The organism is Sabulibacter ruber (assembly GCF_017355955.1).
Classification (GTDB): domain Bacteria; phylum Bacteroidota; class Bacteroidia; order Cytophagales; family Hymenobacteraceae; genus Nibribacter; species Nibribacter ruber_A.
Genome location: NZ_JAFFID010000004.1, coordinates 247,390 through 261,900 on the forward strand (window position 1 = coordinate 247,390; position 14,511 = coordinate 261,900).

Consider the following 14,511-nt stretch of genomic DNA (forward strand, 5'->3'; position numbering starts at 1 on the left):
CATCATAATTTTAAACTAAACCATTTGAAAGGCCCCGTTACAGGCGTGATTTCTAGAAATCACGCCTGAAACGGGGCCTTAATCTTTTACTAACCAGCTGTGGGTAGGAGTTTAATCAATAGGCGTTTTGGTCACCTCTTATGGCTTTCCAGATGGTAAGGAACACTATTTTAAGGTCCAGGAGTAAAGACCAGTTCTCTAAGTACCAGATATCCGCCTTTACTCTTTTTTGCATGCTTTCAGTGTCTTTGGTTTCCCCTCTGAACCCATTTACCTGGGCCCAGCCAGAGATGCCAGGAGTCAGGTAGTGGCGCACCATGTACTCGTCAATTACTGCGGAGTAATCCTCGGTGTGCTTTATCATATGCGGGCGGGGACCAATCACAGACATATCGCCCCGCAAAACGTTGAAGAACTGAGGCAGTTCATCAATGCTTGTTTTCCTGATAAATGCCCCCACTTTGGTAACCCGGGCGTCGCCTTTGGTAGCCTGCATATTATCTGACTCATTGTTCACGGTCATGCTCCTGAACTTGAAGCAATAGAAGGGCTTGTTGTACCTGCCAGACCGCAATTGCCGAAAGAAGACCGGACCTCTTGATTCCATTTTAATGATGATCGCCATCAAGGGCACCAGCCAGCTCAGCACCAGCACCACCACTATTGAGGAAATGAACAAGTCAAACGCACGCTTCACTAATCTATTGGCTCGGTCTTCCAGTGGTTCCAGTCGGTGGGTAAGAATAGGAAGAGGGCCGTACAGATCAATGAACAATTCTTTCTCAAATAGATAGTTTACCTCCGGTACCAGCCTAAAGCGGATCATGTGTTTATCGGCCTCCTGCATGAGGGCGTCCACACTGCTGTAATCTGTGCTAGGAAGCGTGTAAAAGATCTCAGACACTCCAAAGGCTTTGGCGTACAGAAAGCACTGGTCAATGGTGCCTAGTACTTCATGGTTGGCGTTTCTGTCTTCTGTGTCATCAAAGAATCCCTCCACCTTGTAGCCTAAGTGCGGGGTTTTGTTGATGTAGTCTCGTATCCTTTTGCCTGCTTTGCCCGCCCCAATGATCACTACTTTCTTATAGTTGATGAGTAAGTGGCGTTTGGTTTTACGGATGAACAGGAAGGTGACTTTCCCGCTCAGAATCAGAAAGCCAAACAAAAAAGAACTCAGCCATACAAACTCAAAGGATAGGGCTAAATGCTGAAGCGATACTTTCAACGCCAGAAGCCCCAGGAAGTACATGGCAAGGGCCAGGACGGTAGCCTTGAGCGTTGGCACCGCCTCCCTGCTGAGCACGTTTTGGTAAAGTTCAACCAGGTTGGCACAGTAAAACCAGATGAGATTGCACAAAAGACAGTTGAGCTTATATTGATCTGGAACGCCTGAATCAAAGTAAGCTGGGTTGGAGAGCAGTAAACCTATGGATAAGGAAAAATTGAGCAGCGTATAGTCTATTGATATACTTATCCATTTAAAGATAGTGGTATACTTATATGGCATAGTATAATAAACATAGTAATAGACTTTAATTCTGATTATTTATGAGTTTATCGCGAGGAAGGGAGCAGTGTTGTGAATAAACTAAATAAAATATTAAAATAAAAATAAAAAATTAGATTTAATTTTTATACATTTGGATAATCTCAAATCCTACTCTAAGTGCCTTAAAAGGCCTGCAAAAGCTTATTTGCTGCTCTTAAACCAGCTTAGCAGATAACTTAAAATATACCTCCCGTGCCGGTTTACCTATGTAACAGGCTGCCATGAATTCCTGAACAAACTGATTCTTGTCTGACAGAGGTTGTTAAGTTAATATAAATTTAAGTGCTTGCTGCCTAAGCCAGAAACAGGTTTCAATGCTTTGCGTAAGTTATTGATTGTTAACTAAATACAAGTTTTGTTTCTGGCTTGTTTTTGGAAGTAGAAGCTAAAAGGAAAAACTCCTGCTGGTCTTTCAAAACAACAAACACCATCTGCTACAGGCAAATCCAGTCCTCTCAGGCAAAAACTCCTTCACTCCAGATGTTTCCAGGCTTAAAGCTATATCAAAGTTTCTATTCAATTAAGTAGCGTACAACATGAAAAAGGCATTGATTACAGGTATAACAGGGCAAGATGGTGCTTACCTGGCCGAACTGCTGCTAAGCAAAGGGTACGAAGTGCACGGTATAAAGCGCAGAAGTTCCCTGTTCAACACTGATAGGATAGACCACCTGTACCAGGATCCCCATGAAGAGCACGTGAACCTAAGGCTGCACTACGGGGATCTGGGCGACTCCACCAATATCATCCGGATTATCCAGCAGGTTCAGCCAGATGAGATCTATAACCTCGGGGCCATGAGCCACGTGCAGGTAAGCTTCGAGACACCGGAATATACCGCCAACGCCGATGGAATGGGGACTCTCCGTATTCTGGAGGCTGTGCGGTTATTGGGCCTGACGCAGAAAACCCGCGTTTACCAGGCTTCCACTTCTGAGCTCTACGGGCTGGTACAGGCCGTGCCGCAATGCGAAACCACGCCTTTCTACCCACGGTCGCCTTACGCCGTAGCCAAGCTATATGCCTACTGGATTACCGTCAACTATCGCGAGGCCTACAACATGTTTGCCTGCAACGGTATTTTGTTCAACCATGAAAGCCCCCTGAGAGGCGAGACCTTTGTGACCCGTAAGATCACCAGAGGTGCCTCCAAAATTGCTTTAGGCATGCAGGACAAACTCTACCTGGGTAACCTGGATGCGCAGCGAGACTGGGGGCATGCCAAAGATTATGTAGAAGCCATGTACCTGATCTTACAGCAGGATACCCCGCAGGATTTTGTCATTGCCACCGGCGTGACCACTACCGTGCGGGACTTTGTGCGCATGGCTTTCGGCGAGGTGGGCGTTGAATTGGAATTTGTGGGCGAAGGCACCAACGAAAGAGGTATTGTCGCTTCCTGCTCCAACCCTGACTTCCTGTTAGAAATCGGCAGAGAAGTAGTAGCGGTAGACCCAAGATACTTCCGCCCAACAGAAGTGGAATTGCTGATAGGAGATCCCTCCAAGGCGAAAAACGTACTGGGGTGGCAGCCTAAATATGACTTAGCCGCTTTGGTGAAGGAAATGATGGAAGCCGATGTGGAAAACTTCCGGAAAGAGCGAATTCTGCAAGAGGCAGGTTACCAGATCAACACCCAGTTTGAATAGATGCAACCCACCGATAAAATCTATGTGGCCGGCCACAGAGGCATGGTTGGCTCTGCCATCGTAAGGAGATTGGAGAAAGAAGGCTACACCAATCTGGTAACCTATTCCTCCAAAGAACTTGATTTGCGCAACCAGCAGCAGGTCAGTGACTTTTTCATTTCAGAAAAGCCAGACTACGTTTTCCTGGCGGCGGCAAAGGTGGGCGGTATTGTAGCCAACAACACCTACCGGGCCCAATTTCTGTATGATAACCTCATGATACAGAACAATGTCATCCATGCCGCTTATCTCCATGACGTAAAAAAGCTCATGTTCCTGGGGTCTTCCTGCATCTATCCCAAACTGGCACCGCAGCCGTTGAAAGAGGAGTATCTCTTAACCGGGGAGCTGGAACCCACCAATGAACCCTACGCCATTGCCAAGATTGCGGGCATAAAGTTGTGCGATGCCTACCGCTCTCAGTACGGCTGCAACTTCATCTCCGTGATGCCCACCAACCTGTATGGACCCAATGATAATTATGATCTCCAGAATTCGCATGTGCTGCCGGCCCTGATCAGGAAGTTCATTGTGGCCAGAGATAACCAGCAACCCGAAGTAGAGATCTGGGGCAGCGGAACTCCAAGAAGAGAATTCCTTCATGCCGATGATCTGGCAGATGCCTGCCTGTTCCTGATGAAGACCTACAACGAAGCAGGATTGGTGAACATAGGCGTAGGCGAAGACATTTCTATCCTGGATTTAGCGAAACTCATCCAAAACATAGTGGGATACGAGGGAAGGATTGTCCTGGACCAAACCAAGCCAGACGGTACTCCCCGTAAACTGATGGATGTCTCCAAACTGAATTCCTACGGCTGGAAGGCAAAGATTTCCTTAGAGGAAGGCGTGCAAATGGTAGTAGAAGACATACTAGAAAAAGAATATGAGTGGAGTATGTAGGCAAAGCACTACCCACACCCAAAGAAAAAGCCGATGGTTAAGACCATCGGCTTTTTCTTTGGGTTATATCCTGCTTGTTTTTCCTGCTACCGGCTTTTCAACTTCCAGGTGAACCGATGTCTTCCATGAAAATGCCTTACTTGTGGCAGAGATCTGGAGGTCAAACAGCAAGGCTTCCGTCACCAGTTGCATTGTGCATGAGTGATGGTTTGTTTCCAGATAGCAGAGAAGAGCAGAAAACCAAAGCGCTGTTTTATGCCTGTTTTCCTGAAAACAGCCCATAAACGGAATCCCGTCTCAATCATTGACATTCCTTACCCCAAGCTCAGCCATTCTCAAACAAGAGACTATCAAATCAATAACCTTTATTCCTGAAGAGTTTTTTTGAGAACCTGAATAGCAAACCGCATCGTGCAGGTTGGAGTCAGCTAAAGAAAGTAAGTTTTGGACAGCACTTCCGTTTCGGGGCTGTTTTCTGAGAAACAGGTAGAAAATGAAAGGCTTTGCCGAGTCGGTTTCTAATCAAAGCGGTAAAGATCGCCCCTGGTAACTGAACTGGCAAAAAAAGGAAGGGACTCAAAGGATAAGCTTAGCTTACCCCTGAGTCCCTTCCCTTTTTGAATGATTAGCTAAAAGTTAGATTTCAACAAGCAGGCTTTACTGGCCTTTCACCATCTTGAACACCTCCTTATAGCTGATGGATTTACTTTCCACGTGGATGAAGTACAAACCACCTGCTTTGAGCGATTTCTTGGCTAAGTCAATTGAGTAGAGAGTTGCCTCTTTCGCGTTAGACGTCACCTTGCTCTGGTAGATAGTTCTGCTTAAAGCATCATAAACCCTTATGTGGTACACTTGTGGTTCTTCGGCTTTAATTCTCAGGTTGATGCTGCTTTCAAACGGGTTAGGGAATGCACTTACCGCTTTTTCCACATCAACTGCCAGCTTGTTCGTCTTAGAGTTGATAGCCTGTGAAGCCAGGGTAGTTGTGGTGGTAGTAGCCGGGAGCACCTCAATGGCAGAGATTTTAGGGTTCTCTATCACTTTGACCAAAGCCAGGTTCAGCGTTCCGTCGGTCACAGTCACCTGGAACTCTCTTACGAGGGCGTTCATGGCGCCCGCTTGAGCGTAGATGTCGAAGTTGCTCAGGATGGTCTGCCCCTCGGCCGTCACATTGAAGACCCGCTTGCCGTTGCCGCCGGGCCCGCCGCCGGTCGCCCCGAAGTAGAGCTCGGCGAAGTGCAGGCGCAGGCGGTAGGTGCCCGAGGTGACCGGTATGTTGTAGGAGAGGGCGCCGTAGCGCTCGCTACGGTAGATCACGTCGTCGGTGGTGCCGCCAATGTCAGAGATCTGCGTGTTGGTGTAGGTGCTGCCGCCCGCGGCGTACTGGTCAGCCGAGAAGGCGCCCATTGAGGTGGTGGCTGCCGGTCCGCCCGCGTTGATGCGCACCGTGGTGCCACCCGAAGGAGCTTGCACGCTTAGATTAAAGGTGTCAAAAACAGTACCGCCTTTTCCATCACTGGCCGTTACCTGTATGTTTAAGCTCACTGCGGTGGCCGGGGCCTTGCCGCTGAAGGTTCTGGTGGCGCCGTTGAAGGTCAACCAGGTTGGAAGGGCATTGCCGTTCCCACGGATGGCGGTATACGTCAGCGGGTCGTTGTTCGGATCGGTGAAGGTACCTGCCGGGAAAGTGTAGCTGTAGTTAGCCCCTGTGGTAGTAGTCTGGTCCGGGATAGGGATAGACACCACTGGCGGCTGGTTCACCTGCGTTCCGGCCTGTACGGTGAGGCTGAAATCGTCGGTGGCGGTGCCGCCCTTGCCGTCACTGGCCGTCACGCGGATGGCGTAGGTGCCGGTGCTGCCGGTCGGCGGGGTGCCGCTGAAGGTGCGGGTGCCGCCGGTGAACGCTAGCCAGGCGGGCAGGGCGGCCCCGGTGGTGAGTGCCGCAGTGTAGGTTAGGGCGTCACTGTTCGGATCGGTGAAGGTGCCAGCGGGGAAGCTGTAGCTGTAGGCGGTGCCCACCGTGGCGCTCTGGTCGGGGATGGCGGCGGCTACTGTTGGTGGCTGGTTCACCGTTCCTGCGGCCGGGATTACCTCAATGGCTGAAATATTAGGGTTCTCTATCACCTGAACCAGAGCCAGGTTCAGCATTCCGTCGGTCACGGTCACCTGGAACTCCCGCACCAGGGCATTCATGGCGCCCACTTGGGCGTAGATGTCGAAGTTGCTCAGGATGGTCTGCCCCTCAGCGGTCACGTTGAAGACCCGTTTGCCGTTGCCGCCGGTCCCGCCGCCGGTCGCCCCGAAGTAGAGCTCGGCGAAGTGCAGACGCAGGCGGTAGGTGCCCGAGGTGACCGGTATGTTGTAGGAGAGGGCGCCGTAGCGCTCGCTGAGGTAGATCACGTCATCGGTGGTGCCGCCGATGTCAGCAATCTTCGTGTTGGTAAAGGCCGTGCCGCCGGTGAAGCTTTGGTCAGCCACGAAGGCGCCCAAAGAGGTAGTGGCTGCCGACCCGCCAGAGTTAATGCGCACGGTGGTGCCGCCTCCGCCGGTGCCGGTCTGCACGGCCAGGCTGAAGTCATCGGTGGCGGTGCCGCCCTTGCCGTCGTTGGCCGTCACCCGGATGGCGTAGGTGGCGGCGGTGGTTGGGGCAGTGCCGCTGAAGGTGCGGGTAGTTGCGTTGAAGGCCAGCCAGCCAGGCAGAGCGGCCCCGGAGGTGAGCGCGGCGGTGTAAGTTAAAGCATCATTGTTCGGATCCGTGAAGGTACCTGCCGGGAAAGTGTAGCTGTAGGCTGCGCTTGTGGTGGTGGTCTGATCCGGGATAGCGGCGGCTACTGTTGGTGGCTGGTTCACCTGCGTTCCGGCCTGTACTGTGAGGCTGAAATCGTCGGTGGCGGTGCCGCCCTTGCCGTCACTGGCCGTCACGCGGATGGCGTAGGTGCCGGTGCTGCCGGTCGGCGGGGTGCCGCTGAAGGTGCGGGTGCCGCCGGTGAAGGCCAGCCAGGCGGGCAGGGCGGCCCCGGTGGTGAGCGTGGCAGTATAGGTTAATGGGTCGTTGTTCGGGTCGGTGAAGGTTCCGGTGGGGAAGCTGTAGCTATAGGCGGTGCCCACCGTGGCGCTCTGGTCGGGGATGGCGGCAGCCAGCACCGGCGGCTGGTTCACCGTTCCCGCGGCCGGGATTACCTCAATGGCTGAAATCTTAGGATGTTCAACTACGGAGGAGAGAGCTACGTTCAGTGTCCCGTCGGTCACGTTCACCTGGAACTCTCTCACCAGAGCAGTCATGGCGCCCACCTGGGCGTAGATGTCGAAGTTGCTCAGGATGGTCTGCCCCTCAGCGGTCACGTTGAAGACCCGCTTGCCGTTGCCGCCAGCCCCGCCGCCAGCGGCGCCGAAGTAGATTTCAGCAAAGTGCAGGCGCAGGCGGTAGGTGCCCGATGTAACTGGTATGTTATAGCTGAATGAACCGTAGCGTTCACTGCGGTACAAGGCATCGTCTGAGGTGCCGGCAATGTCAACAATTTGCGTGTTGGTAAAGGCTTCTCCTGCACCAAAATACTGGTCAGCATTGAAAACATCTCCATTAGCAGCAGTAACCTGAGTTCCCCCAGCGTTGATACGCACGGTAGTGCCGCCTCCGCCGGTGCCGGTCTGTACGGCCAGGCTGAAGTCATCGGTGGCGGTGCCGCCTTTGCCGTCGTTGGCTGTCACCCGGATGGCGTAGGTGGCGGCGGTGGTTGGGGCAGTGCCGCTGAAGGTGCGGGTAGTTGCGTTGAAGGCCAGCCAGCCCGGAAGGGCGGCCCCGGTGGTCAACGCGGCGGTGTAGGTTAATGGGTCGTTGTTCGGGTCAGTGAAGGTACCTGCCGGGAAAGTGTAGCTGTAGTTAGCCCCTGTGGTAGTAGTCTGGTCTGGGATAGCGATGGCTACTGTTGGTGGTACGTTCGTGGTGGTGCCAGTTCCGTTGTTGATATAAATCCTCGGGATACGTTTGTCCCATCCCATGGAAAGCATATCCAAATCTCCATCATTGTCAATGTCTACTGTTATCGCACTGTCATGATGGTCTGGTGCTGTGGTGCCACCTGGGTGTAAGATATGCTTGATCCAGGTACCTGTGTTGCAGAGGTCATTTTCAAATGCAATCAGGCGGTGAGCTTCCTGCCACTCACCGGTGGTAATATCCAGGTCGCCATCAAAATCAATGTCTACTACATCCAGGCTAAGCCCTCCGTCCACATCAGTACCAATCGTTCTTTTGGTCCAGGTTTGAGTTGGGTCAGCTGGTGGTACAAACCAGCTCACTTCCTGGTTAGAACCAATCTGAGTGACTACTGCATCCAAAATGCCATCTTTGTTCAGGTCAGCCAGGGCGTTCCGGTCAAAGAAAGTAGGGAGGTTAATGCCTGTGGAAAATGTGGTCCAGGAACCATTGTCATTTCTGAGCCAGTTGGCCCCCTGGAAAAGATCCAGGTCTCCGTCCCGGTCAATGTCGCCGGCAGAGATTGACTCACCAACCGCATTGGGGGAAATAGATCTGATTGTCCAGGCCTCGCTTACCGGGTTTGCCGGAACGGTTAGCATTTGCACCGGAGAATGGCTTGATTCTGCCCCGTTCCAGACAATGGCAATCTGGGTATTGGTGACCCCGTTGAAGTTACCAAGGGCAGCACCCGCGATAAAGGTTTCTGAGTACGTGGAGGTACCATCTGGTATGTTGGTGTGGATGGTGAAGTTACCTTTGCCATCGTTCTGGGCCCATGCCATTTTTGCACTTATGTAGGTACCCTGGGTACCAAAGATGTCTGGGTCTCCGTCCTTGTCAAAGTCATGGATCAGCACCATGTTGTTCATAGGAGCACCAATCGCTTTTTGCACCCAGGTACCGGTAGCGGTACCCGGATTCTTATACCACCAGGCTCCGGTTACCACATCTTTCAACCCATCTTTGTCTATATCTGCGGAATAGATGTAAGGGGAACGATACGGCACTTCAGTACCAATGGTGCGCTCAGCCCAACTGGTAGGGAATGGAACGTCTTCACACACAGCTTCCGCAATCACATTCACCGCAACCTCGTCACTGTAAGCTGTGGGCGTGTGATCTGCATTCATGAGGGTCAGTTTAATGGTATGCGGCCCAACTGGCAAGTTGCTGTAGGTGATTGGGCCTGTGCTGTATACTTCTCCTTTGTCTACCCCATCCAGGAACTTATGAATGTGGGTAGTTCCTTCGCCAACCTCCCAGTTTTTCACCTCCATTGTGAGGGTGAAAGAGGGAGTTACCGTGGCGTTATCTACTGGCTTCAGGATAGAGATGGATGGTTCTGGAACGGTTTCTTTACCATAAGAAACCTCAATGGCTGATACTTTGGCCTGGTCTTTTACGCCTGTAAAGGTGATGGTCACAAAGCCATCATCTACCCTGAGGCCGTAGAAGTTCTCAATTGCCGCCGTAGCAGCACCGCCCGCTCTTTGAATGATGTCATAGTTATTCAGGGAACCCTGCCCATTCTCTACGGTCACATTGAAGATTCTGGATCCAATGCCATTTGTATTGTCTACCCCGTGGTATAACTCAGCGAAGTGTAAGGCAACGTTATACACCCCAGACTGTGGTACTGGTATGTTGAACGTCATATTGCCAAATAGCTCCGTCTGGTAAATGACGTCTGCGGTAGTATTGTTAATGGGAAGATTGGCTTTGGCGTAAGTAGATCCTCCTGTATTGTATTGGCTCTGGCTCCAGGTAACCCCATTGACATCTACCCTTGGCCCGCCCGCATTAATCCTGACTAAGGCTTCTTCTAACCTGAATGTTTTGGAGATGCTTTGGGTTAGCGTTACCCCGGTTTCGTTTTTGAGGTTGCTTACCGTTAGTTCATTGTCAACTCCAACAATGAGGTTAGTGGTTTTAAGTATAACTGTTTTTCTGTCTTGCTGCAGGGTAGCCGAAGAAATGGTGACGCCGTTATTGATCGCGTAATTGGCTACAAGCTGGGCAGAAGCGGCATCTAGCGGTTCATTGAACTTAACATTTATCTGCGTAGGGTTGGGAGCTACTATTGAATAAATGTTAGGTGGTGTTTTGTCTATGGAAACACCGGCTCCAATAAACTCAATGTAGTTTACGTCAAAGAGGTTGACATCACCTGCATTTCTCTTGAATACAAAGTATAAATCGTTTTTCCCGCCCGGGTTTGTAACGGGAGCTTCCACGTTTACCCAGGTATTGAAGTTGCCGGTTGACGGGATAGTTGCCGTACTGATCAGCGCTCCGGTGGGTGAACCAACGTGTATTTCAATCGTTCCACCCAGAGTAGCAGCTACCCGGTAAATGACCGAGGATATATTGGTCAGGTTCCTTCCGGCCAATACCAGGTGGGCATTATGTCCCAGGGCCCTTACAGAGTACAATCCACCGCCAAGCTTATCTGTGTTGTCCATGAGCTTGGTATTGCTTTGTGCGCTGTAGAATTCTGCCTCTTTTAACTTGGGATGAACCGTAGCCTGGTCAAAAGAGGTAAGACCGCCTTTATCTGTGTAGTTGACTTTGAATACATAGTAGATATCATCCTGTCCTTGGGCGTCATGGCCTTCCGGATTGAGGTTGAATGTACCCTTACACTGGTTAATGGTTAAGCCGTCATGAGAGTGGCCCAGGTGCCCAAAGGAGGGAATTAGATGCAAGGAACTGCAACTGACGGTTCCATTGGCGGTAGAGCCGTCTTCCTGGTCAGTGATACCAATATCATAATTGATGTCATCTCCCCAACTGATCAAACCACCATCTATAGGAGTCTTGAACTGGAAGGTGGCGGCAGTGTTACCGGCGTGGATTTGGATAGACTTTGAACTTAAAGCTCCTCTTGCGTCTGTTACCCGTACCTGGGCATTGAAAATGCCTTTCACGGTGTACGTGAAAGAGGGATTCTTTACATTTGAATCTATCACCCCATCAGATTGGAAATCCCATTGGTAGGTTAAGGCATCTCCGTCTGGGTCTGAAGTTCCTTCACTGGAAAAGTTTACGGTTAATGGCAACTGGCCAGAGGTAACATTGGCGGATAAGCTTACCAGCGGTGATTTGTTGGAGTCAATGCCCGTGAAGTCTACCCGTACAAGCTTACCGGTACCGGTATTGCCAGGGCAGCACCCGGCCCCATATTCTAGTATGTACAGCTGTCCATCGGGGCCAATCTTCAATTCAATGAAACCAGACCCTTTGATCACGTTTGGCGCAAACTGCTGATTGGATACTATGTTGCCATTGTTATCCATTTTGACCACCCAGATCTTGCTCTCGTTGAAATCATAGTAGAAAAAGGCCTGGTTAAAATCAGAGGGCAGTTTTTTAGGGTTGTTAATGTTGGGGTTATAATAATACCTTGGCCCTGCCAGATAGCATTTATGGAAAAATTCCAGCCAGGAGGGTTGGGCTGGAGGAAGAAACTTAGCGCCTGTGTTCCACTTTGATAAGTTGACCGGGTTGGTCTGGTCGTAGTAGAAGTTAGGCTCAGCGTAGGTGTTCAGGTAAGCTTCGTTTTTCCCGGAGAAATAAGGCCAACCGTAATTACCGGCTCCTTTCACCAGGTTTATTTCATCCATCCCTTCAGGACCCAGGTTGCTTTCTGCGTTGGCGTCCGGACCAACCTCGCCCCAGAAAAGCCAGTCGGTGTTGGTTTTATCCACGAAGATCCTGAAAGGGTTTCTGGCCCCCATTACATAAATCTCAGGCCTTCCGCCATCCCCGTTGGGGAACAGGTTGCCCGCCGGGATACTATAGGTGCCATTTGCCTCAGGTTTAATCCTGAGTATTTTGCCCCTGAGGTCGTTTGTATTGGAGGAGGTCCTTTCAGAGCTTTGGTCCTTGTCTACTTCATTAAGGGTTGCATAGGAGGAGTGGTTGGTATTATCTCCCGTAGCAATATATAAGTTGCCCTTAGAGTCAAAGTCTAAGTCTCCGGATGAGTGATAGTAGCCGTTTCTGTCGGCTGTCCATTCAAGCACTACCACCTCAGAAGACAAGTCTAACTTGTCTCCGTTCATCTTGAACCTGGAGACCCTGTTTTTGGGGAGGTTGGGTGCTGAATAATTAAGGTAGATAAAATTGTTGGTGGTGAATTGAGGGTCAAAGGCGATCCCCAGTAAACCATCTTCCATGTCATGGAAGACTTCCAGGGTGCCGGCAGACACTGAGGTCTGGGTGGCAGGTTTGTAAATAATCATCTCCCCGTACCTGTCCAGGATGAATATCCGTCCATCTGGCGCAAACTCCATATTCACGGAGTTTTTTAGCCCGGTTAATAATTCAACCTTCTGGAAAGTGCTTGGTAACTGCCCATAACTGACGAATGGGAGAAATAAAATCAGAATATGTATCAAAAGAGCAAGAAAGTGCCTCTGACTAGATACAGTAGTTGTTGTTGACATACGCCTGTTTGTTTTATTTCTTCTGAGTTTGTTTGGAGAAAGAGAAGTAGTCTGTAGCCTTTCTAGCCGAAATTTGAAAGGAAGGGAGTTTGTTTATTTGAATATGCTAATAAAAAATTTAACTTAAAAGTTAATCGCTTAAATTTTAATGTCTTTTTAATGTGGGAGCTGCCTAGGAAATGTCTTGCTAATTCAAAGTAAACATAATGTTGAGGTGGCTTGAGTTTTACTCCTTAAGTAACTGTTAAATAGCATAGAAGAGAGGATCGTTTTTACTTAACCGCCTGTCAAAAAGCATTCATGGTCAAGTAAGTAAGGGAGGGTGCTAAGGGTGGTGTCTTTTCTTTGGGTTAGTAGTTGCTAGGTATAGTTATAATAGAATAAGATTATGGGTATTTAGTATGCTATAAATTCTGGGTTTATTAAGTACAAGCCGCAAGGAAGAGGAGGGTTGGCAACTAACCGTTGGATAGTAGATTGATGTTGAGACTATCCATTATCATATTATCAGGTAATGTTAGTAATAGGTTTTGATTTATTAGCTAAGATAGTATTTGATATATGGTCTTCTAAGAAATAGTTGTTCTAAAAATTCACTGCTGTTATATATTCTAAAGTAGATAAGAGTTTAAAAACAACAAAGTTAAATCCTGAAAAATCAGCTTTGTGTCATAAGTTCTTCATAGGAGCTCATAATGCTTTCTATTGAGAGATTGTTTTCGGCGTACGAGCGGGCATTCCTGGAAAAAGCAGGGTCAACTTCGGTGGTTACTTTTCTTATCGCTTCATTCAAGGCTTGCTGGTTCTCGGCCTCAACCAGAAGCCCCATGGCATGCTCTTCCACTAAAGAATACAGGTTAGAGCCTTCGTTAGCCGTTACCAGAGCCAAACCGCCCACAGCCAGGATGGTGGCAAGTTTAGAAGGCATCACCAAATCTCCGGCATTCGCTTTCTGGATGACCAAGTGCACATCAGCCATGTTTAAGAACTCATTGAAAACTTCTTTGGGCTGCAATGGAAAGAAAATGACGTTGCTTAGTTGTAGCTCGGTGGCCGTAGCCTCAAGTTTTTGTTTGTAGGGACCGGAACCGCAGATCAGAAACTTGACATGGGGTTCCTCTCTGAATTCTTTTGCCGCATGCAGGATTGCTTCCAGGCCTTGCTTTTCCCCAATGGCCCCAGAATAAAGAAAGATAAAATCAGTCGGGTTGAAGCCGAAAGAGGTTTTCAGGCTGGTTTTGTCCTGAATTGGGTAAAACAGGCTTAAATCTGTTGAATTGAGAAATAAGGAAACATTACCGCTGGTTTTATCTTTTATCTTTTTTATCATTCCTTCGCCAACGCTGGTGATTAAGTCGCATTGATTGTAGATATGTTTCTCAATCCTGAATAAGGTGTTAATTACTTTCTGGGACTTAATCATTTGCAGATCTCTGGCTGCTTCAATCTGTAAATCCTGGATATGGTACAGCAGTTTCGATTTCCGGGCCTTTTTGTAAAAAATGCCAAGAATCCCCAGCATAAAAGAAGGAACTACCGTGATAACATAATCAAATTTCTTGCTGGGAATTAGTTGTAGCAATTTGAAACCTGCCGATACCAGAAATGAGAAATCCAGCAGCATTCTTTTTACGCCGGAGGGCTTCTCAGGAACATAAATAGGGCATCTGTGTACTTTTATAGTACCCCCAGATTCAAATTCTTTGCTCTCTGATAAAAACCAATACCTGTATTTAAAGTAAGGCTCTTGTACTTTCCAGTACGGATAGTAAGGGTAGGTTGTGATGACGGTGCAATCATATCCTTTCATTGCAAACCAGTCAATCATTTCCCCGCTGTACTTGCCAATACCGGTGGGTTCAGGATGGTAGTTATATCCAATCAGCAGTAATTTCTTGCGCTTCTGCATAAACCTGTACGCTATACTATTAGGGTGACGTG

At 49.3% G+C, this 14,511-nt stretch carries 6 protein-coding genes; 3 read left to right on the forward strand and 3 right to left on the reverse strand.

The window, feature by feature from the left end:
* Window positions 1-115 precede the first annotated feature (115 nt).
* A complete protein-coding gene (locus JT719_RS19140) occupies window positions 116-1,507 on the reverse strand; it encodes an undecaprenyl-phosphate glucose phosphotransferase (RefSeq protein ID WP_207435343.1) in 1,392 nt (463 codons plus the stop codon).
* A gap of 578 nt (window positions 1,508-2,085) precedes the next feature.
* Between JT719_RS19140 and gmd the strand changes: the two genes are divergently transcribed.
* From gmd to JT719_RS19155, 3 genes are all read left to right on the forward strand, one after another.
* On the forward strand, window positions 2,086-3,198 hold the full coding sequence (gmd, locus tag JT719_RS19145; RefSeq protein WP_207435344.1) for a GDP-mannose 4,6-dehydratase: 1,113 nt from the start codon (window positions 2,086-2,088) through the stop codon (window positions 3,196-3,198).
* Complete coding sequence (fcl, locus tag JT719_RS19150) at window positions 3,199-4,140, forward strand: GDP-L-fucose synthase (RefSeq protein ID WP_207435345.1); 942 nt, start codon at window positions 3,199-3,201, stop codon at window positions 4,138-4,140.
* Window positions 4,141-4,265: 125 nt separating this feature from the next.
* On the forward strand, window positions 4,266-4,424 hold the full coding sequence (locus tag JT719_RS19155) for a hypothetical protein (protein WP_207435346.1): 159 nt from the start codon (window positions 4,266-4,268) through the stop codon (window positions 4,422-4,424).
* Window positions 4,425-4,797: 373 nt separating this feature from the next.
* Here the strand turns inward: JT719_RS19155 and JT719_RS19160 are convergent, their stop codons facing one another.
* Both JT719_RS19160 and JT719_RS19165 read right to left on the reverse strand, forming a co-directional pair.
* Window positions 4,798-12,570, reverse strand: coding sequence for a malectin domain-containing carbohydrate-binding protein (locus JT719_RS19160; protein ID WP_278251890.1), 7,773 nt, complete (start codon window positions 12,568-12,570; stop codon window positions 4,798-4,800).
* Window positions 12,571-13,228: 658 nt separating this feature from the next.
* Window positions 13,229-14,479: a WcaI family glycosyltransferase gene (locus JT719_RS19165; RefSeq protein ID WP_207435348.1), complete on the reverse strand. Its 1,251-nt coding sequence runs from the start codon at window positions 14,477-14,479 to the stop codon at window positions 13,229-13,231.
* Window positions 14,480-14,511: the final 32 nt, after the last annotated feature.